Source organism: Magnetococcus marinus MC-1, assembly GCF_000014865.1.
In the GTDB taxonomy this organism is placed as follows: Bacteria; Pseudomonadota; Magnetococcia; order Magnetococcales; family Magnetococcaceae; genus Magnetococcus; species Magnetococcus marinus.
In genome coordinates, this window is sequence record NC_008576.1 from 3081848 (window position 1) to 3100817 (window position 18970).

General features: G+C 54.3%; 16 protein-coding genes. 4 read left to right on the forward strand and 12 right to left on the reverse strand.

The genetic code is table 11. From position 1 onward, the window contains the following. Positions 1-71: 71 nt before the first annotated feature. The 3 genes from rfaQ (at position 72) to MMC1_RS12370 (ending at position 3678) form a co-directional block, all read left to right on the forward strand. Positions 72-1124, forward strand: a complete 1053-nt coding sequence (gene rfaQ, locus MMC1_RS12360) for a putative lipopolysaccharide heptosyltransferase III (protein ID WP_011714035.1) — start codon at positions 72-74, stop codon at positions 1122-1124. Further along, positions 1121-2173, forward strand: a complete 1053-nt coding sequence (locus tag MMC1_RS12365; protein ID WP_011714036.1) for a glycosyltransferase — start codon at positions 1121-1123, stop codon at positions 2171-2173. Before rfaQ ends, MMC1_RS12365 begins: the two co-directional genes overlap by 4 nt. A 140-nt stretch (positions 2174-2313) precedes the next feature. Further along, positions 2314-3678, forward strand: a complete 1365-nt coding sequence (locus MMC1_RS12370; protein ID WP_011714037.1) for a surface carbohydrate biosynthesis protein — start codon at positions 2314-2316, stop codon at positions 3676-3678. A gap of 75 nt (positions 3679-3753) precedes the next feature. Here the strand turns inward: MMC1_RS12370 and MMC1_RS12375 are convergent, their stop codons facing one another. The 10 genes from MMC1_RS12375 to hisH all read right to left on the reverse strand — a co-directional run bounded on the left by MMC1_RS12375 (position 3754) and on the right by hisH (position 14945). Continuing rightward, positions 3754-4761 carry an SGNH/GDSL hydrolase family protein gene (locus MMC1_RS12375; RefSeq protein WP_011714038.1) on the reverse strand — a complete coding sequence of 336 codons (1008 nt, stop codon included), beginning with the start codon at positions 4759-4761 and terminating at the stop codon, positions 3754-3756. Between the two features lie 3 nt (positions 4762-4764). Beyond that, positions 4765-6516 carry an ABC transporter ATP-binding protein gene (locus MMC1_RS12380; RefSeq protein WP_011714039.1) on the reverse strand — a complete coding sequence of 584 codons (1752 nt, stop codon included), beginning with the start codon at positions 6514-6516 and terminating at the stop codon, positions 4765-4767. Positions 6517-6646: 130 nt separating this feature from the next. Beyond that, positions 6647-7849 (reverse strand): glycosyltransferase family 4 protein, encoded by a 1203-nt coding sequence (locus tag MMC1_RS12385; RefSeq protein WP_011714040.1) that lies wholly within the window; start codon positions 7847-7849, stop codon positions 6647-6649. 310 nt (positions 7850-8159) lie between these two features. Further along, positions 8160-8942 carry an AglZ/HisF2 family acetamidino modification protein gene (locus MMC1_RS12390; protein WP_011714041.1) on the reverse strand — a complete coding sequence of 261 codons (783 nt, stop codon included), beginning with the start codon at positions 8940-8942 and terminating at the stop codon, positions 8160-8162. Further along, the gene (locus MMC1_RS12395) at positions 8942-10066 is read right to left on the reverse strand and encodes a DegT/DnrJ/EryC1/StrS family aminotransferase (RefSeq protein WP_011714042.1); all 1125 of its coding nucleotides are present in this window, start codon (positions 10064-10066) and stop codon (positions 8942-8944) included. Before MMC1_RS12395 ends, MMC1_RS12390 begins: the two co-directional genes overlap by 1 nt. Positions 10067-10075: 9 nt before the next feature. Beyond that, positions 10076-10570 (reverse strand): acyltransferase, encoded by a 495-nt coding sequence (locus MMC1_RS12400; RefSeq protein WP_011714043.1) that lies wholly within the window; start codon positions 10568-10570, stop codon positions 10076-10078. Continuing rightward, positions 10554-11582 carry a Gfo/Idh/MocA family protein gene (locus MMC1_RS12405; RefSeq protein WP_011714044.1) on the reverse strand — a complete coding sequence of 343 codons (1029 nt, stop codon included), beginning with the start codon at positions 11580-11582 and terminating at the stop codon, positions 10554-10556. Before MMC1_RS12405 ends, MMC1_RS12400 begins: the two co-directional genes overlap by 17 nt. Before the next feature lie 54 nt (positions 11583-11636). Continuing rightward, positions 11637-12860: an N-acetyl sugar amidotransferase gene (locus tag MMC1_RS12410; RefSeq protein ID WP_160162708.1), complete on the reverse strand. Its 1224-nt coding sequence runs from the start codon at positions 12858-12860 to the stop codon at positions 11637-11639. A 59-nt stretch (positions 12861-12919) separates the two neighbouring features. Further along, entirely contained in the window at positions 12920-14203 is a 1284-nt protein-coding gene (locus tag MMC1_RS12415; RefSeq protein ID WP_011714046.1) for an ABC transporter ATP-binding protein, read from the reverse strand. 103 nt (positions 14204-14306) lie between these two features. Then, positions 14307-14945: an imidazole glycerol phosphate synthase subunit HisH gene (gene hisH, locus MMC1_RS12420; RefSeq protein WP_041642638.1), complete on the reverse strand. Its 639-nt coding sequence runs from the start codon at positions 14943-14945 to the stop codon at positions 14307-14309. A gap of 192 nt (positions 14946-15137) precedes the next feature. On the opposite strand from hisH, the gene MMC1_RS12425 reads away from it, so the two are divergent. After that, positions 15138-16427: a glycosyltransferase family protein gene (locus MMC1_RS12425; RefSeq protein WP_041641221.1), complete on the forward strand. Its 1290-nt coding sequence runs from the start codon at positions 15138-15140 to the stop codon at positions 16425-16427. 201 nt (positions 16428-16628) lie between these two features. Here the strand turns inward: MMC1_RS12425 and MMC1_RS12430 are convergent, their stop codons facing one another. Beyond that, positions 16629-17888 (reverse strand): glycosyltransferase, encoded by a 1260-nt coding sequence (locus MMC1_RS12430; RefSeq protein ID WP_011714049.1) that lies wholly within the window; start codon positions 17886-17888, stop codon positions 16629-16631. Then, positions 17885-18718, reverse strand: a complete 834-nt coding sequence (locus MMC1_RS12435; RefSeq protein ID WP_011714050.1) for an FkbM family methyltransferase — start codon at positions 18716-18718, stop codon at positions 17885-17887. The genes MMC1_RS12430 and MMC1_RS12435 overlap by 4 nt, the downstream gene beginning before the upstream one ends. Between the last annotated feature and the right edge of the window lie 252 nt (positions 18719-18970).

Consider the following 18970-nt stretch of genomic DNA (forward strand, 5'->3'; position numbering starts at 1 on the left):
GGTTTTTATTAGACTTAACGTATAGAATGTAGGGCCGCAAACCGGTTTGACCACACGACAAGGCACGCGCCATGCGCTCAATTTTATTGGTGAAGCTTAACCATATTGGGGATACGCTGATCCTAACCCCAACCCTGGCCTTTTTAAAGGCACGCTACCCGGCGTGCGCCATTGATGTGGTGGTGCGCAGCCAGTGTGAAGGGGTGCTGCAAGGCAACCCCCACATTCGCCACCTCCTGCCCGTTGCGAGCCCAGACCCCAGCCAGCGTAACCTAACCCGCGTGATGCGTGAACAGTTAAGGTTGCTTAAAATATTGCTCAGCACCTCTTATGATTATGCCTTTGACCTTTCCAACTCTGACCGGGCCAAGCTCTATCTGCTGCTCTCGGGGGCGCGGGTGCGGGGCATTAACCGCTGGCATAACGCGCTGGGCTGGAAGGCGAAATTGTTTAATGGTTTTTCTGATTTTGCCTGGGGCATGGAGCATCAGGTATTGCGGGATTTTCGCACCGTCACCGATATTATGCAGCTTACCGGCAGCCCCGGCCCGCTCCAGATCAATACCGCTATAGCGCTACCCCCACTACAGGATAAACTGCCCGACTTCCCCTGGTCCCACCCCTATGTGGTGATCCACCCCACCAGTCGCTGGCGCTTTAAACAGTGGCTGCCCGACCATTGGGCCACCCTGGCCGACCGGCTCGCACGACATGAGGATCTGCGGGTTATCTTCTCCATTGGTCCTGCTGAGCAGGAGCGTGAAGATCTTGCCGCCATCCTGCGACAGTGCCAAACCCAGCACCACGCCATACAGGGCCAACTGAGTCTGCGTGAGCTGGCCTATGTGATCGAGCATGCCCAGTTATTTATTGGGGTTGATACGGTTGCCATGCATATCGCCGCAGCCGTACAAACCCCCGTGGTGGCTCTGTTCGGCCCCAGTTCCGAGTGGTCATGGTCCCCCTGGCAGACCCCACAAACCCTGGTGCTTGGCCCCTGTCACTGCAAAAAAAGTCGGGTTTTTAACTGCGACAAGAACCAAGCCTATCCCTGCATGCAGGCCATCACCGTGGCGCAGGTGGAAGAGGCCGTGCAACACCGCTTACACGAGGCCCGCCCGTGACCCAATCGGGCATTTTGTTTATTCAAGAGCGCGCCAGCAAGGGCGGCGCACAGAGTGCGCTGGCCCGCCTATTGAGCCACCCTCAAATCCAAGCCCAGCACCCCCTTTTATTAACCGCCGCCCCAGGCTGGTTGACGCAGCGCTGCCAGGAACTCGGTATTCCTGTGCTGATCCAGCCCTTTCCCCGTTCCCGTTCTTTGGCTGGGCGGTTGTGGCAAAACCGCCGTTTTGCCCGCCGGGTCGCCCAAGCCTTAACCACCATGCCGCACCGCCCGCAGTGGGTACACGGCAACAACCATTTAGAGGGTTTGCTCACCCTACAGCTCGCCCAGCAATTAGGGGCACAGAGCGCCCTGTTTTTGCGTGCCGCAGGGATGCAGCAGCGAGACTTTAGCAAATATCAGTGTGACCGGTGCCAACACCGTATGGTGGTGGGCGAGGGACTCTGGCACAACGTACAGCGGTGGCACCCTTCCCCCCACAACCATTTGGTTCATGATGGTTTGCTGGAGCAGGAGTTCTGCCCCATCAAACCACCAGCCGCCCTGTTTCCCACCAAAATTCTGGTGATTGGCTCCCCGCTACCCGCCAAAGGGTGGCAGGATGTCGCCACGGCGGCGGCGCTGTTGGACAACCCGCCATTCAGCTTTGACTATTGCGGCCAGCCGCCCAGCAACTGGCATGCTTCCCATGGACAGCACCGATTTATTGGCTTTCATGAAGATTTTATCACCCTGGTGCAGGGCTATGATCTGGTGCTCAACCCTTCCCACCAAGAGAGCTTTGGCTTGGCTGCGCTGGAGGTGATCGCGGCGGGCATACCGCTCCTCTCCAGCCGTTGCGGCGTGATCGAGCAGGTGATCGACACGCCCGATTTTCTCTTTCCTGCGGGGGATGCGCCAGCCCTGGCCCAAGCCTTGCTGAGGATGCAAAGCCAGTGGCCGCCCCCCATCCCTCTGCTGAGCCGCTTTCAACAGCGCCTGCGCCAGCAGTTTAGTATGGAGGCCAGCGTGCAAGAGCTGTTACACGCCCATGGCGTTGGGGATTAAGGCTTTTGGGGTACCACGCCCACATTGGCGCGAGGGGATGACCCAAGCACACACCAACAACAGAAAAATTGATGCCTTGACCGCCATCCCGTAGGATAGGCCCCACCTTTCACCCTATTGATAGAGCGCCGAGTTGAGTTATGGCCGATGCGACCAACCCCATTGTTATTTTAGTTGATCACCGCAACCGTGATCTGCCTGGCGCGGCCTTGCTGGCCTATCATCTGCAACGGCGCGGCACACCCTGCAAATTGGTCCCGTTGGAAGCCTATCAGGCCGCGCTGTCCGCCTATCGCCCCAGTTTGATTCTATTTAACCATCTTATGGCCTCACATCTAGCCGCCTTCTCCAAACGGCTGCACAAAATGGGGGTATTGGTTGGTGTATTGCTCAATGAGGGATTGATCTACAACCGGGCAGCCCTCGCCTTTAATACCAACCGCAACCACCCTGATGTTCATGTGGATATCTATTTTAGCTGGAATGAGATCCATGCCCAGGAGCTGCGCAAGCGGGAGTTCGCAAAAAATTGCCAGGTTGAGGTGATCGGCATCCCCCGCTTTGATTTTTATTTCTCGCCTTGGCGTGAGGTCTTAAAAAACCCCAACCTCCCCCCAAAAACACCAGGCGTAACCCGCGTTCTGGCGGTGAGCAGCGCGGGGCTTGCGGATAAACTAAACTGGGACCCCGCCTTGGTGGATGAGGTCTTCTCCATGTGGGTCAAGCATGTGGACTATTACAAGGATTATTGGGGGGCCATTCGCGCCCACCATGCCGCGCGGGAAAGTATGTTTGAACACATCCAGGCGCTGCTTAAACAGGAGCGTTTTGAGGTGGTGGTGCGCCCCCACCCCAGGGAGGAGCTCGACCGTTACAGCAACTGGCTCTCAAGTTTGTCCGCGCAGGAGCGTTCCCGTGTCATCTTGGATCATGACACCCCCATCGGTGAGCTGATTATGGATTGTGATGTCGAGCTCTCCCTGCATCGCTGCACCACCGCCATCGAGTGTTGGCTGTTGGGGCGTCCCGACATTGAGCTCCCCATGGAAAAACACCCCATCCTCTACAGTGAAGAGCGCGACTACCTGGCCCCAGAGTGCCACCAACCCGAGGAACTCGCGGGGCTGGTGGATGCCGCCGTTGCCGACCCCATGCAGACGGCATTTGCGGAAAAGCGCCAGCAGCACCTACAGGCGTGGTGCGCCGCCCCCAACGGCAAGGTGACACAAAAGATGGCCGAGTTGCTCCTGGCGCTGATTCAACAGCGTCAAGCCCATGGACCAGACACCACCCAACTCCATTTTGAGGATTGGCGTAAAGGGTGGAAGCTACGGCTGATGGATTGGTTGGACAAACCCTACCATTGGCACCCTGGAACGTTGATTAAAAGAGGCCTAGGTTTGCCCGTTAAGGAGATGCGCATTCAGCAGCAGGAAAAAGCGGTACGCCCCAGCGAAGCCCGTGCGTTTATTGAAAAAATTGCCCGACTGGCGGCAGCAGACTGAAGCAAAGCCCTTATGCTCAGGGAGACTCCACCCTTTAGCGTGGATCGGTGTCTGCCAGGGCCATTGCAAACACCCTCAATAGCGCGCGGCCACCGCTGTATGGTGGGTCACGTGCGGGGCCAACGCCTCCGCCAGCATGGTATGGCCCAGGTTGGTTAGGTGGGTGCCATCCTTAAACAGCGCGGGCAGATCCTGCCCCGCAAACAGATCATACATCGAGAGCGACAACACCCGCCCCCCCTGTTGCAGCGAGAGATTTTGCGCCAACTGCTCTAAATGAGCAATTTTCTCTAGTTGGAGCCCACCATCCGGCCCTGTTCGTGAAATGGCCTGCACCACCAACACCATCTGCGCCCCTGCTTGCACCGTACGCTCCACCGTCTCGGTGGTCACCTTGGCCAAACGCTGGTGCCAACGCGCCACCGTCTCTTTATCCGCAGCGGCACGCACCTCGGCATCGGCATCGCTCACCATATTAGCCGCCCGCAAGTTGGGCGATAACCACTTCCAATAGAGCTGTTCGGTCTTGGCCTCATACAAACGACGAATAATAAAGCTTTTCATCAACCAATTGCCGGGACTCCAGCCCTGGAACTGCTGGGCACGCTTCCACTCCCGCTCATCCTCAAACTCATTGGAATCATTTAAATGGTAGATTATCCACCCACTGTTAATGCGCAGCATTTGCGCCACAATGGGTTGTAGACGCCGACTGCCCTGCCCCGCAACCCCAGCATTAACCCCATGGGCGGCCACACCTCGCTGCTGAAGCAACCGCTCCAACTGCTTGGCATAGCTGCTCTCTAGGCTATTGCCACGGGGAACCGAATCCCCCACCACCGCCAAGCGCATCCCCACGGGATGCAAGGGAAAGGCTTGTGGCCGATAGCGCCGCCCCGCCGAACGCACCAGCGCTGCCTGTTCCCCCTCAATCTCTAATCCCGCTTCGTGATCATAGCCATAGTTAAAGCGCCCCTGTTTGACGGTTGGCGCAAACAGGTCGATGCCCACCTCAACCGCGACAAACAGCAGGGTAAGCCCCACCACCAAGGGGGTCAAGCTGCGCTTAATCAGGTGCCACACCGCTTACTCTTTCGCCGTTTGGGTATCAAATTGAATCTCACAGAGTTTGGCATAGAGGCCCCCCTGCGCCAGCAAGCTATCATGGGTGCCCATCTCCGCCACCGCCCCTTCATGCATCACCACAATGCGGTCGGCATTGCGAATGGTGGATAGACGATGGGCAATCACCAGCGTGGTGTAGCGGTCCATCAGACGATCCAGCGCCTCTTGCACCAACTGTTCACTCTCGCTATCCAAGGCGCTGGTTGCTTCGTCCAAAATCAACACAGAGGCCGATTTGAGCAGGGCGCGGGCAATGGCAATGCGTTGCCGCTGCCCACCCGAAAGCTTGGCCCCCTTATTGCCGATCATGGCATCCAGCCCCTCGGGTAACTGCTCCACAAAGCTCTTGGCATTGGCCGCCTCCAGGGCTGCCCAGATCTCCTCATCGCTGGCTCTGAGCTTGCCATAGGCCACATTGTTGCGGATGGTATCGTTAAACAGCACATTCTCCTGGGTCACCATGGCAATCTGCTGGCGTAAAGAGCGCATGGTCACACTGCGAATATCGACCCCATCAAACAGAATCGCCCCCTGCTGCGGCTCATAAAAGCGCGGCACCAGATTGGCCAGGGTGCTTTTACCACACCCGCTTTGACCAACCAGCGCAACCTTTTCGCCCACCCCAATGTGTAGGTTGATGCCTCGCAGCACCGGCCCCTCGCTGCTCTGATAACGAAAGCCAATATTTTCAAAACGCAGCGCTTTGGTAAGGGGTTGCAGCTTACCGGCCTCCGGCACATTTTGAATGGCAGGATATTGATCCAGCCGCTCAAACACCCGTTGCGCCGCCGCCAATCCCGCTTGTAACCCATTATAGAGCATCGTAATACGCTTCAATGGACTGTAAGCCATCATGAGCGCGGTAAGGAACGAAAAGAGCGTACCAGGGGTGGTTTTACCATCCAAAATGGCATGGGCCGAGGTCAACACCACCAGCGAGATGGCAATACCCGCCACCAGATCAATGGAGGGCTTGGAGATGGCGTTGATAAAGGCTGAGCGCAGGTTGTTTTTTAATACCCGCTGGCTAATACGCCGAAACACCCCATGTTCATAGCCCTCCATACAGTAGGCTTTGACCACCTTAACCCCGGCGATGGTCTCCTCCAGATGGCTGGTGACATCCTCCATCAGCTCTTGTTGGCGGCGGCTGATGGTGCGCATTTTTCGCCCGAACAGGTAGATCAGATAGACCGCTAAAGGCACCCCAACCACCGAGACCCAGGCCAGCTCTGCGGCGCGATAGACCACCACCCCAAACAGAAAAGTGACCGTCAACAGCTCCCGGGTAATATCGGCCAAGGCGGTGGAGACCACCCGCTTGAGCTGATCAATATCAAAGATCATGCGAGAGATAAAACTACCGGTGGATTCGGTATTAAAACGCTCCATATCCAAATGCAGAATCTTTTTGTAGAGCCGCACCTGCAACAGCCGCACAATCTTAAAGCCCAAGCTCTGCATCAGATAGGATTGCAGAAAAAAGACCACCGCCCGCACGATAAAAATACCCATAACCACAATGGGAATAAGGGTAACGAGGGAGGCGTCTTTCTGCATAAAGACGTCATCCACCAGCGGTTTGACCATAAAGGCGATGGCCCCATTGGTAGCCGCCATCACCCCCATACAGAGCAGTGCGGTAATGACATACCAACGGAACGGCCAGATCAAGCGCAGCAGACGGCGGATGAGTTGGGTATCTTGAACCACGATGAAGTATGCCTTCCTAAAAAGTGACAGCGTGAAACAAACTTACAAAATAGATGCCCAAAAGCGCCTGCGATAGTAACATAGCCCCAGTGGGCTCGCACCCTGTGGCGAACGCTCTTGGGCTAACACCTCAGGGTCTGTTAAACGCTGCGGTCATTTGCTGTAAGGCGCTCATTAAGGCCCGCGCCCCCTGGGTAAAGGAGTAATCCTGAATCCGTGCATAAGCCCGCGCCCCCATTGCTGCCAGATGGGCGCGGCTTTGGCACCACTCAAGCAACAACGCCGGTAGCTGCTGCTCTTGACCAAAGGGATAGCTCCAACCTGTTTCGCCCGGTACAATAAGGTCAGGCCCACACCCCACCTGACTGCTCACCAAGGCCGGACGCTGACAGGCCATCGCCTCATTGACCGCCAATCCCCAGGTTTCATTGCGGGAGGGCAGCACCAGCAGGTCCCCCATGCGGTAGATCATAGGCATCGCCTGCTGATTGGCGGTCTCCATAAAAAAGATAGCCTTATCCCCAAGCGCCTGTTGCTGAAGGTCTGCCTGCAAGGGGCCGCTCCCCACCAACAGCAGCACCAAGCGATCCTCACTTAGCCGATTGGCCTGCTGCACCGCCTGCAAAATCTGCATGGGCTGCTTATGTGGTACAAATTTGCCCGCAAACAGCAGCACCACCTTCTCATCGTCAATACCCAACCGCCGCCGCTGCGTAAGGGCCTCTGCACAGCGGGCCCCATGATCGGCGGCAAAGCGTGCATTATCCACCATATGCGGCACCCTAAACCGCCGCTGGTCTGGAATATTAAAAGCGCGAAAATAGTCATCATTTAATTGCCCAACCGGCAATGCACCATCCACATGACCATAGACCCAGCGTAGCACCAAGCGGCGCAACCAGGGGAATATCCGCCGTTGGCTATTAAAAAAGCCCCCACTGGCCAACAGGTTGGAATCGCCCCGGAACAGAATCGGCACGCGCCCATGAAAAGCGCGTAATACCCGCAAATGGGTGCGAAACGGCCAGCCATACACCAGCAACACATGGGGCTGCCATGCCTGAATTTCTGCCACCATGGTGGGATTATTTAGGCCGTTAAAGTGGTGCGTACCGGGATCTTGGGCGCGGTTTTCCACAAATCGAAAGTCATACCCTTCCAACAGGGGGAGATCCCACTGGATGGGGTGACCAAATTCGGGGTCATTCTGCCCAGCGGTACCAACCCAGCTATAAAAAACCCGCAGTTGCAAACCCGGTTGTTGGGCCAGACACTGAAAAAAGGGGGCATTGTATTGAATGGGGTGCGAGGTAATGATGGCTAAGCGGATCATCGCCAAACCCTTTTTGCCCCAGACAAACCACACCCATAGCGGGCTTGATTCCTCCCCATAAAAAGGGACCGAGGAGGCACACAATAGAGACGCGTGGGCTCATGGGGTCCCATGGTCACGCGCATCAAGATAGGTGTGTTACGCATGGATTAAAGCTCTATCGGTATGCCTGCGCTGCTGTTTAGCGAAGCGGGTTGAAAAAACAAGCACGAAGGAGGATGCCCCCTACAAGAGGCAACCACAGCGTGCCCCTAAAGGGTCTGCGCCGATTCGGGGGATGGCCACTGCCCTTGGGGTGGACCCCGCGCGTTTAGGACTCTAAATGCTGGAACAGCTCGTTTTGTAACTGCTCTTGATTGGGATAGTTGACCAACACAGCCCGATGCGGCCCCCTAAACACAAACATACTGCCCGCCGCCACGGCGGCGGCGCCCGCCTGCGTGACCACCGTCCGAAAATCGGCCACTGACGCAGCACCCCCTACGGCAATCACCGGAATTGCAACACCACGGCTCACCCGTTGCACCAGTTCCAGATCATACCCCTGCTGCATACCATCCTGATCCATGGCGTTGAGCAACAACTCTCCCGCCCCCGCCTGCTCGGCTTGCTGGGCTGCCACAACAGGATCCAAGCCCGTTTTGCGCTGCCCCCCCTGGCTCATCACCCGATAACGCCCCCAGAGATCTTTTTTGACATCAATGGAGACACCGAGGCTCTGACTACCATAAATTTTGACCGCCTCTTGTAGCAATCCCGAGCCGCTAAAAAAGGCCGTATTGAGCATCACCTTCTCCACCCCCGAGTGAAAAAGACGCTGGATCTGTTGTAGATTGCGCACCCCACCCCCGTACAGCAGGGGCATAAAGCACTCACTGGCCAACTGCTCAACACATTCAAAATCGGGTTCAGCGCCTCGACGACTGGCAGAAATATCCAACACCGCCAACTCGTCGACCTCTTTATCATTAAAGATTTTTGCGGTATTGACCGGGTCCCCCACATAGGTGGCCTTGGCTTGGTTAAAACGCACGGTTTTGACCAACCGCCCCTCCTTCAGGAGCAAGGTCGGGATGACGCGAATTCGGCGCATCAAGAGCCCTCTTCAAACGCAATCGAAACCGGTTGCGCATAAAAGGCGCGAATGCCTTCCACCACCCGTTCTTGATCCTGTTGACTTAAAAAGGGGTGCATGGGCAAAGAGAGGATCTCCTGCGCATGCTGAAAAGCAACGGGAAAATCCACCGGCTTGTGGCCAAGCCGCGCATAGGCTGGGTAGAAAGGCAGCGCCTGAGGGTAGTTGATCACCGTGGGAATATAGAGCTCTGCTAAATAGGCTTGCAAGGCATCCCGCTGCGGCACCCGGATGACATAGAGATGATACACATGGCGACAACCACTGCGCACCGTTGGGGTGATGACCTGGGGCAGCTCGGCCAGCATGCTATCATAGCGCTGGGCCAACGCCTCGCGGGCGCGGGTCCACCCCTCTAGGTGGGGCATTTTGACATTAAGCACCGCCGCCTGCAAACCATCCATGCGGCTGTTTATACCCTCTATTTGATGATTATTTTTCCCCCCATGGCGGGCAAACAAGCGGGCAAAATCCGCCACATCCTGCCGGTCTGTGACCAAACATCCGGCATCCCCCATGGCACCCAAATTTTTACCGGGGTAGAAAGAGAAGGTGGCAACATCCCCAAAACGGCCCACCAGTTGACCATCCATGGCGGCCAAGTGAGCCTGGGCGGCATCCTCGATCACCCACAGGTCATAGGCTTTCGCCAGCGCCATAATGGCCGACATATCCGCAGGCTGACCATAGAGATGCACCGCAATAATACCCCGCGTGCGTGGGGTAATTTTGGATTCAATCTGTAAGGGATCGAGACAAAAACAGTTGGGTTCGGTGTCGCAAAACACCACCTGCCCGCCCGCCTGGGTGATGGTTTCGCTGGTGGCAATCCAACTATGGGCGGTGGTGATCACCTCGTCCCCGGCCTCCAGCCCCAGCGCACGCATGGCGATATAGAGGGCATCGGTGCCGTTGCCGCAGGAGATACAGTGCTTGGCCCCCATCATTTGCGCGAAGCCCTGCTCAAAAGCCTCCACATGGGGACCACGGATAAAGCTGGAGTGCTCAACCACATGGGCAATGGCGGCGTCTAACGACACCTGGATGGACCGATGCTGGGCAAGGAGATCGACGAATTGCATGGCACCTACTCACAAAGAGGTGGCGGAGTCCACCGTGGACTCTGGTAGTGAGCGCAGCAGCCGGGCAGGATTACCTGCATAGATGCCGGGCTGAGTAATATCGCGGGTCACCACAGCACCGGCTCCGATCACCACATGATCGCAGATGCTCACCGGCAGCAGCGTGGCATGGCTACCCACAGAGACATGGTTACCCAAACGGGTTGATTTCCACTTTGTCGCATCACCGCCCGCCGGCCCACCACTGGCAAACAGGTCGTTGACAAACATAACACCATGGGCAATAAAGCAGCTATCCCCTATGCTCACCAATTCACAGATAAAGCTGTGGGACTGTATGCGGCACCCTTTACCAATGGTAACCCCTTTTTGGATCTCCACAAAGGGGCCAATAAAGCTGCCATCGCCAATGGAACAACCGTAGAGGTTGACCGGCTCCACCACCACCACCTGCTCACCAAAGGTGACATCCTTTATACCCACCTGCTTATAGAGGACTGACACGATTGGCCGCCGTATAAATTTTGTCGATAATCTCCACGGTTTTTAATCCCTCAAAGCCGGCGGTGCCAATCACCCCTTGCCCGGTCAGAACACTGACTAAATTTTCATACACGGCCCCATGGTTGGACATAGAGCCCACATAGTGACCATATTGATTGGGCGGGCGCCCCTCGGGCAGATCCTCGATCAGGTGGGCTTCAATATTTTGGTACTCCAGCTCATTAAGATATTGCCCACCGATTTTGACACTGCCTTTTTCACAAAACAGGGTCAATGAGCCTTCCATATTTTTACCATAACTGTTGATGGTAAAGTTAACCGTGCCCAAAGCCCCATTGTGAAAAGCCAGCGCCACTACCCCGGCATCTTCAAACGCCACCGTATCCTGGTGGCAGAAGTTATGGGTTAAGGCCATAGCCTGTTTCACATCCCCCACCATCCAGTAGAGCAGATCAATAAAGTGGCTAAATTGGGTATAGAGACAGCCCCCATCCAGGTCGCGGCTACCTTTCCAGGCATCCTTTTCATAATATTGGGCATTACGGTTCCAAAAGCAGCTCAGCTGCACGCTGTAGACACGGCCCAAGGCCCCCTCATCCAACAATTTTTTAATCGCCACTACGGGGGGATTATAACGGTTTTGTTTCACCACAAACAGCCGTCGGCTGGCCCGCTCCCCGGCTTTGATCATCTCACCACAATCGGCCACAGAGATGGCCATGGGTTTTTCGCACAGCACATGGCAGCCCGCTTTAAAAGCCCGTAGCGTGTGCGCAGCATGCAGCCCATTGGGGGTACAAATGGAGACCACATCAATGGCTTCTGGCAGCTGTGCAAACATCTGCTCCAGATCATAAAAAGCCTTGGCCCCACTTACGTGGGCCAGGGCATCGGCCTTCTCTTGCACCACATCACAGACCGCCACCAACTGCCCATATTTTTGAATATGCTCCACATGCCGCTGGGCAATACGTCCACAGCCGACAATGGCAAATTTCAATCTAGCAAACATTCTTAAGCCTTTTTAGGTACTTTGCGTTTTGGAACATGCAGAGCCAATTTGAAATTACCCTGAAAGTCCACCTCTACTATTTTTAAAATTTCTCCAAAACCCATAAAATGGACGTAACATTGTATAACGGTAAAAAACAGATTTATTTGACCAGAATTGGCTGTGCTTACGTGGTGGCGACAACATAATACGGCTGAATTCTTCTCTACTCAGCCCTAATTTTTTAATTACAAATTCATAATCTTCCCAACACAGTTCAGGTGAGTAATCGAGCTGTTCAAGCCGACAAATTGCCTCTTGACGACTTATTTGCCCTGAACAGATCAAATTGGAAAGATGGGCTTTGCGCTTGTGAATGCCAAATTTAACAGGTAGTATATAACCTTGGAAGAAACGTGTAAAAATGGATTCAAAATGCTTACCACCATAATCTCGCCAACCAAAAGTTTTTGAAATTTCATTTTTTATCTCTTCTACTCGGCAGGGTAAGTCATTGAGCAGATCAAAGCGCTTTAACCGCTTGCTATTGGACTTTCGCAACGCATCCAAATCCTTTTCCTTTATCATAGGATAACGGTCTATCGGGACCTTACAATATTGTGCACAAATATCTTTTATATTAGCTACGTCGTCCTTAAGATAGATCCAGCTATAAGGCAAAAAGCCTTCTGTCTCCACATTAACCCCAGAAATCACGGTTGGAACATTATATTTTTTGGCAGTGTCGTACATCACAGAAAAAATAGCATGATCACTCAAAACCTCAATATCCACTACAGATGCCCATAAATAAGCTCTTTGCATATGCCGAAAAGTATCCCAATCGATAACGTGCGTATGCAAATCAAAACCTGTTATTTCAAGCATTCTGTTTATATTATCAACAGCTAATTCTGAGTTCCAACCATTATCACAGTGTACTAACAAAGGCCGAATTCCATACCGTTTACAAAGTAAAGCAAGATAGGTGCTATCCACACCCCCGCTAACACCCAAAATGGTATCATATGGTCTGCCTTCACCTAGTGCTTTGATTTGTCCAACATGTAACTCCAGACTGTTTTCATGACGTTGTGATAGAATTTTCTGGTATTTCTGATCAAAATTGCGACATTCAGAACAAACACCCTCATCATCTAAAGTAATGGATACGGCGTCTGTTGTATTCATTATACAACGTGAGCATGTACGAATCGGTACTCCTTGTGGGTAATTAACTCTCAGCGGGGTAAAAATATTTTGCCCTCGGATAGGTAACATAACATTAGATTCGATCATAAATAATTCCTGCATGCGATTTCTCTCCCGCCATAGACCTTCGTGATAGCACAGTACGATCAAATGGAAACAATATCCCATGTTAATAGGGGATGTATCAGGCCTGGAGGGGCTGGTGAACGAGTCTGTCCATATTGGTTTACAGATATTTCACTATAAGCAAATGATATCTTCTGATCCATTAAAATGCCTCTCTCTCCTGGTATCTCAAAATCTACGCTACCGATGTATTGAGCAAAAGACATAAGACCGCCAGGAATGTGGCAAACACTCTTGTAGCGCCCCTTGGGCCGCAGCCGATCCGCCTTTTGAAACAGATAGTCGCTGCTGGAAAAGATTTCTACACCATCATGGGATAAAACAGTAAAAGTAATACGTAAATTATGCAGATCCTCTTTCAGGGTATACTCGATCTCAGCGGTAATGGGATTGCCCGTTGCCAGCAGACTATCTGTCTGCCCCAAATGATCGACAATGCGTATGCTATGCAGAATAATCTCCTGCTGTTGCGGCGCCTGATCCACCGGCCAACACACCTGCCGCTCTTCACGACCGCCCTGCTGCATATAACGGCTAATCACAGCCCCTGTCTCATCCTGCATCTTGATCTGCCCCTGTTCCATCAAAATGGCCCGTGGACAGAGCTGTTTGACAGCACCCAGATTATGGCTAACAAACAGCACCGTGCGCCCCTCGCCCTGGCTGGCTGCCTGCATTTTACCCAAACATTTGGCTTGAAACTCGGCATCCCCCACCGCCAACACTTCATCCACAATTAAAATATCGGGTTCCAAATGGGCCGCCACCGCAAAAGCAAGGCGTACATGCATGCCCGATGAGTAGCGCTTAACCGGTGTATCCAGATATTTGGCAACACCAGAGAACTCCACAATCTCATCCAGCTTTTTACGTATTTCTGCCCTTTTCATACCCAGGATAGCGCCATTGAGAAAAATATTCTCCCGCCCCGTCAACTCCGGATGAAAGCCCGTACCAACCTCTAATAATGAAGCAATACGGCCCTGCACATAGATTGCGCCACGGGTCGGTGCCGTCACCCTGGATAAGAGCTTGAGCAGGGTCGATTTGCCCGCGCCATTTTTGCCGATAATGCCCAAAATTTCCCCTTGGGGAACTTTTAAATCAATATCCTTCAACGCCCAGACAAAATCCCCCCCAACCTGAGTGCGGTCATTCGTCTGACCCAATTTTTCGTAAGGGTCCTGCCGTCCCAGCCAGCGGGCCAGCCAACGGTTCAGGTCATGGGAGAGGGTACCACTGCCCACCTCCCCCAAACGGTAGAGCTTTGAAACCTCCTCCATCACCAAGCTGTATTGCGACATATGACTCTACCTATGTTTATGAGAGATGCCTCGCCCTCGGCTCACCGCTAAAAGGGTCACGTCCTCCCCCCCTCACGCTATCGCGGTCCTTATAAGCTGGCAATCATGCATGACTGGGCACCGCCGCCGGCAACTCAAAAAATCGGGTCAGCAGGTGCAAACCAAAACGGTGGCTCTTCTCCGGATGAAACTGCACCCCAAAAATATTGTCCCGGGCTACCGCTGCGACAAAGGAATAGCCATGCACCGCTCGACCCATGACATCGTTTGCATCCTCGCACTGTAGATGGTAGCTGTGTACAAAATAAAAACGACTCTGCGCCTCCATCTGTGCCACCAATGGGGCGTTCCCTTCTGGAATAAAATCACACCAGCCAATATGGGGGATGCGTGCATGTTGCCCCATGCGGCTGGCATCAAAGCGTACCACATCGGCGGCGATCCATCCCAAACCGGGTAGCACCCCCTCTTCACTCCCACGGGCGATTAACTGCGCCCCCAGACAGATCCCCAGCAGCGGCACCTTCCGTTTGAGCACCTGCTCATCCAGCACCTCACGCAGCCCCCGCTGTTGCAACTGCGCCATGCCTTGGTCATAGGCCCCTACCCCAGGCAAAATCAGACGCGTCGCCTTGGCTATCTGGGCAGGATCTGACGAGATCACCGCACCATATCCCGCCTTTTTAGCCATGTTCACAATGGATGCCAAATTGCCACAGCCATAGTCTACGACGACATTCATGCCCCCCACTCCCCCACCCATCGCACTTTCACGCCCCTTGGGGTGCACCTAAATTGGAGCCCTTGGCCCATCTTTAACGCCCCATATACAGCGTTTATCCGCTTGATAGACCACATTGGATCCTTCATGATAAGAAACTCTGTCGAGCTTGTGCTCGATCCGATTCTTTACGCTAAATGCTTGAGCTCTCTCATGAAGCAGATACTCTGCGTCTCACCCTATTATCTCCCCTTTAATACCCCCGACATGCAACGTTTGCGCATGCTTACCCCCCTCATGGGCCAGCATGGTTGGCAACCCACCCTGCTTACCGTGGCGCCACACCATCATCCTATCCCACCGGACCCTACCGCAGAGCCCCTTGGGAATATACCCATCCACGCCTGTGCCGCGCTGCCATACCGCGTCACACGCTATCTGGGGCTGGGTAATTTGGGTTTGCGCTGCTGGCCCTATCTGTTGCTGGCGGGGCTCAAGCTTTTGCGTCAACAGCCCTTTGATCTGGTCTATTTTAGCACCACCCAGTTTGACGCCATCAGTGTTGGCCCGCTCTGGAAACGCTTAACGGGGGTACCCTTTGTGGTGGATCTACAGGACCCCTGGCGCAACGATTTTCATCTTACCCGTCCCCGCCACGAACGACCCGCCAAATTTTGGTTTGATTACCCTCTAAAAAAATTGACCGAAGGCCTGACCATGCCCCACGCCTCGGGCATGACCGCCGTAACCGCCAACTATCTGCACACCATGCAGCAACGCTACCCCACCCTGCACGACTGCCCTGCCCTAGAGCTTCCCTTTGGTGGTAGCTTGGCAGATTTTGCAAGAGCCCGCCACCAAGCACCACACCCTTTTTTTGACCCCGCCAAGACTGGCTTTCGTGTGGTCATGACCGGGGCCATACCCACCCACATGCAATGGGGTATGGCGCGTTTTTTACGTGCCACCAAAAAACTCGACCAAGCGGGCCTGTTACCCGAGGGATTTCATATTTATCTGATTGGTACCAACTACGCACAAGGCCCAACCGACCAACCACCCATTCAAGCGATGGCCCATGCGTTGGGTATCGGCCATCGCCTCACTGAGCAGCCACAGCGGATAGGTTTTCTACAAACCCTTAACCTGATGCAGCAAGCTGACCTGCTCTTATTACCCGGCCAGAGAGAACCAAACTACACCCCATCCAAAATTTACCAATATGCCCTTAGCGGCACACCAACCCTCGCGTGGTTTCATGAACAAAGCCATCTATGCCATATGTTTGAAACGCTCCACGCTGGCACGCTGCACACCTTTAACCATGCCACCTTGGAGCAAACCCTGGAGATACAACTACAAGAGAGCTTACTCGCCTGGATAAACAGAACAACCGGCTGGAAAGGCTATCACGCTGAGACGGTGCAGCAATTTGAGGCAACCGCACTGGCCAAAAAATTGTGCCGCTGGTTCGATGAGATCATTGCCACCAACGGACCCTAATAACACGCACCCTGGCAAGGATCATACGCTGCATTCCAACACCAACCCGGCGTAAGAAATTTATTTATCCCCCTACCACCCCACCAACAAATAAGCTTGGGCAAGCGTTAACCCCAACCTCTTTTGCACAAACCCAGCCCACAAACATGGATTAAACGTGCAAAATGCACAATCAAAGACCTTGCGCCATGCCCGTTTTGATTAAGAGCAAGATGTAACCCCTCTTTCTGCAAGAGCGCACTGTACACACGTCACAATTTTCTCCGCATCCCGCTCCCAGCAAAAGCGTTGCTGTGCCGCTTGCAGTGCCGCCTGTTTGGCCTGCTGCAAACGCTGCGGTTGATCTACAAGGAGGTTCACTTTGTCGGCTAATGCTTGCGGGTCGCGCTGGGCATAGATAAACACCGTGTCAGGTAATGCCTTGGCTAACTCCATCTGCCCTTGGGTATCACTGGCGATCACCGCCAACCCTGCACGCAGATATTCCATGGCCTTATTGGTTAATGTCAGATCACGGCTGGCACTGTCACTCAACTCGCCACAAAACCCCATATCATGCTCGGCCAAGCAGGCTAATAATTCCGCTTGAGGCACCAAGCCATGAAAATAGATATGCTCTTGCATCGCCTCGGGAGCCAAACGCCGGAGCTGCTGTTCAAATCCAGGCCGTGGATTGCCCCGCACATGAATCTCCACAGGGGTTTGCAAAAAATGCAGCGCTTGCATCAACTGCTCTAGCCCCCGCCCTGGCCCAATGGTCTGGGAAAACCACACCAAAGAGCAAAGATCCAGCCGTTTACGCGCCCGATAGTGACCCTTTAGGCTCGCTCGCTCCGCCCACGGAAAGGTGTTGTAGACAACCACCGGTGGCGACACCTGGTAAGCATTGGCCAACGCCTGACTTAAAGCGTGAGAGGTGGTGGTGGCATAGGCACCCTGTTGCAAAAGCGTGGCTTCGTAGTGGCGCATCATCGCCACCGGTCGCCTACTGCGGTCTGCGGGCAGCAGATCCTCAGAGTACCAATCCTCCACATCCACCGCCACCCGAAAGCCCGCCTGCAAGAGCTTAACCCCAACCCACAAAGCGGGTTCAAGATGCACAATATAGAGATCCGCTTGGCGGCTGCGCGCAATTTTAAGCAAGCGGCCCGTAAAATAACCCAGTTGGGCCGGATGCTCCCAACCCAGCCAGCGCCGCACACCTTGGGCGAGCTTCACGTGCAACCGCGCGACCAGCCAGTGCCAACGGGCCAACCAGCCCCCCCCAGCCAAATCCACCATCGGGGTATAGTGCCACAACGCGCCAACCCTTAACGCCTCTATTTTACGGGCACCCTCCTTATCCCATATGGCACCCAACACCTCCACCGTGTGACCCGCTTTAGACAGCGCATCGGCCTCTTTAGCAACACGAGGATTGCTGATAATCTGAAAGCCCGAAACGATGACAATCTTACTCATGACACAGGCAAACCCAGCAGGTGGCATAAGCGGTAAGGTTGAGTCGGATCGTACACAGCGCCGGTCTCCAACACCTCGACACGATAACCCCGCTCTTGCAGCCACGCTTGGCACTCGACCGCAAGCGCTGAGGAGTGCACCTCAATAACCATAATAGGGCGATTTTGCTCAATGGTTTGCTGTGCCCCTGCCAGCACCTCTAGCTCAGCCCCTTCTACGTCCACCTTGATTAGCTGGGGGATCATCACCACCCCCTCAGCAACCAGATCATCCACGCGCCGCACCGCCACGTTGATCTCTGTGACATGCGCCGCCTCCACTTGAAAACTGGAGTCGCTCAATTTACCCATGCTGGACTCGGGCATAATGGCAAAACGGGCATCACCTTGACGATTTCCCATCGCATAAGGTTGCACATAGAGTGGCAACTCAGGGTTGAGCTGTTGCAGCCGCTGAAGGTGGGTAATATTATCGGGCATCGGTTCAAAACAGTGAACCTGCGCCGCCCCGTGCAGCGCCATAATACCAGCCATATAACCACGATGGCTGCCGATATCCAAACAGACCCCTTGAGTTGGCGTTAGCCGACCCATTTTTTCGCCCACCACTTTTTCGTAGGTGCCTGTCCAGATCAACTTGTCCGTCGGCAGACTTATGGGCATCCACAACCCTTTGGCCGGACCGGCATTGATCTGATAATCAAAGTGACGGCCTGCCAAAAACCGAGCAAAAAAACGGCGCTGTAGCCATGCCAAGAGGGGAATTTTGCGAATATGGTCGCGCATCCACCAAGGAATGAGATTGACGCTTTTTTCTAACCATCCCGCCATAAGCTACGACTCCCCACACCTCTCACTAGGATCAACGGCCTGCGCGTTCTAGCTCTCGCACACTCAGCCAGACTAATAAAGCTTTTATGCAGCATCTGTTCCAGCCGCTTCTCTTTCTGCCACACCCCGGATAGCGACAGGCCATAACCCTCTCACCCCTTCGTGCCAATCCGTTGCAGCCATGGACAGCCGCAGCGGTTTTCGGGCAAACTGTGGCCACCACAGCCTAAGCCCAGCCCCTTGCAGGAGTGA

What these genes read in the sequence shown, in the direction of transcription:
- MMC1_RS12415 (WP_011714046.1), bottom strand. Translation starts at nt 14,203, where the DNA reads ATGTCGCAATACAGCTTGGTGATGGAGGAGGTTTCAAAGCTCTACCGT.
- MMC1_RS12425 (WP_041641221.1), top strand. Translation starts at nt 15,138, where the DNA reads ATGAAGCAGATACTCTGCGTCTCACCCTATTATCTCCCCTTTAATACC.
- MMC1_RS12435 (WP_011714050.1), bottom strand. Translation starts at nt 18,718, where the DNA reads ATGGCGGGATGGTTAGAAAAAAGCGTCAATCTCATTCCTTGGTGGATG.
- hisH (WP_041642638.1), bottom strand. Translation starts at nt 14,945, where the DNA reads ATGAATGTCGTCGTAGACTATGGCTGTGGCAATTTGGCATCCATTGTG.
- MMC1_RS12395 (WP_011714042.1), bottom strand. Translation starts at nt 10,066, where the DNA reads ATGCAATTCGTCGATCTCCTTGCCCAGCATCGGTCCATCCAGGTGTCG.
- MMC1_RS12410 (WP_160162708.1), bottom strand. Translation starts at nt 12,860, where the DNA reads ATGATCGAATCTAATGTTATGTTACCTATCCGAGGGCAAAATATTTTT.
- MMC1_RS12390 (WP_011714041.1), bottom strand. Translation starts at nt 8,942, where the DNA reads ATGCGCCGAATTCGCGTCATCCCGACCTTGCTCCTGAAGGAGGGGCGG.
- MMC1_RS12385 (WP_011714040.1), bottom strand. Translation starts at nt 7,849, where the DNA reads ATGATCCGCTTAGCCATCATTACCTCGCACCCCATTCAATACAATGCC.
- MMC1_RS12370 (WP_011714037.1), top strand. Translation starts at nt 2,314, where the DNA reads ATGGCCGATGCGACCAACCCCATTGTTATTTTAGTTGATCACCGCAAC.
- MMC1_RS12430 (WP_011714049.1), bottom strand. Translation starts at nt 17,888, where the DNA reads ATGAGTAAGATTGTCATCGTTTCGGGCTTTCAGATTATCAGCAATCCT.
- rfaQ (WP_011714035.1), top strand. Translation starts at nt 72, where the DNA reads ATGCGCTCAATTTTATTGGTGAAGCTTAACCATATTGGGGATACGCTG.
- MMC1_RS12405 (WP_011714044.1), bottom strand. Translation starts at nt 11,582, where the DNA reads ATGTTTGCTAGATTGAAATTTGCCATTGTCGGCTGTGGACGTATTGCC.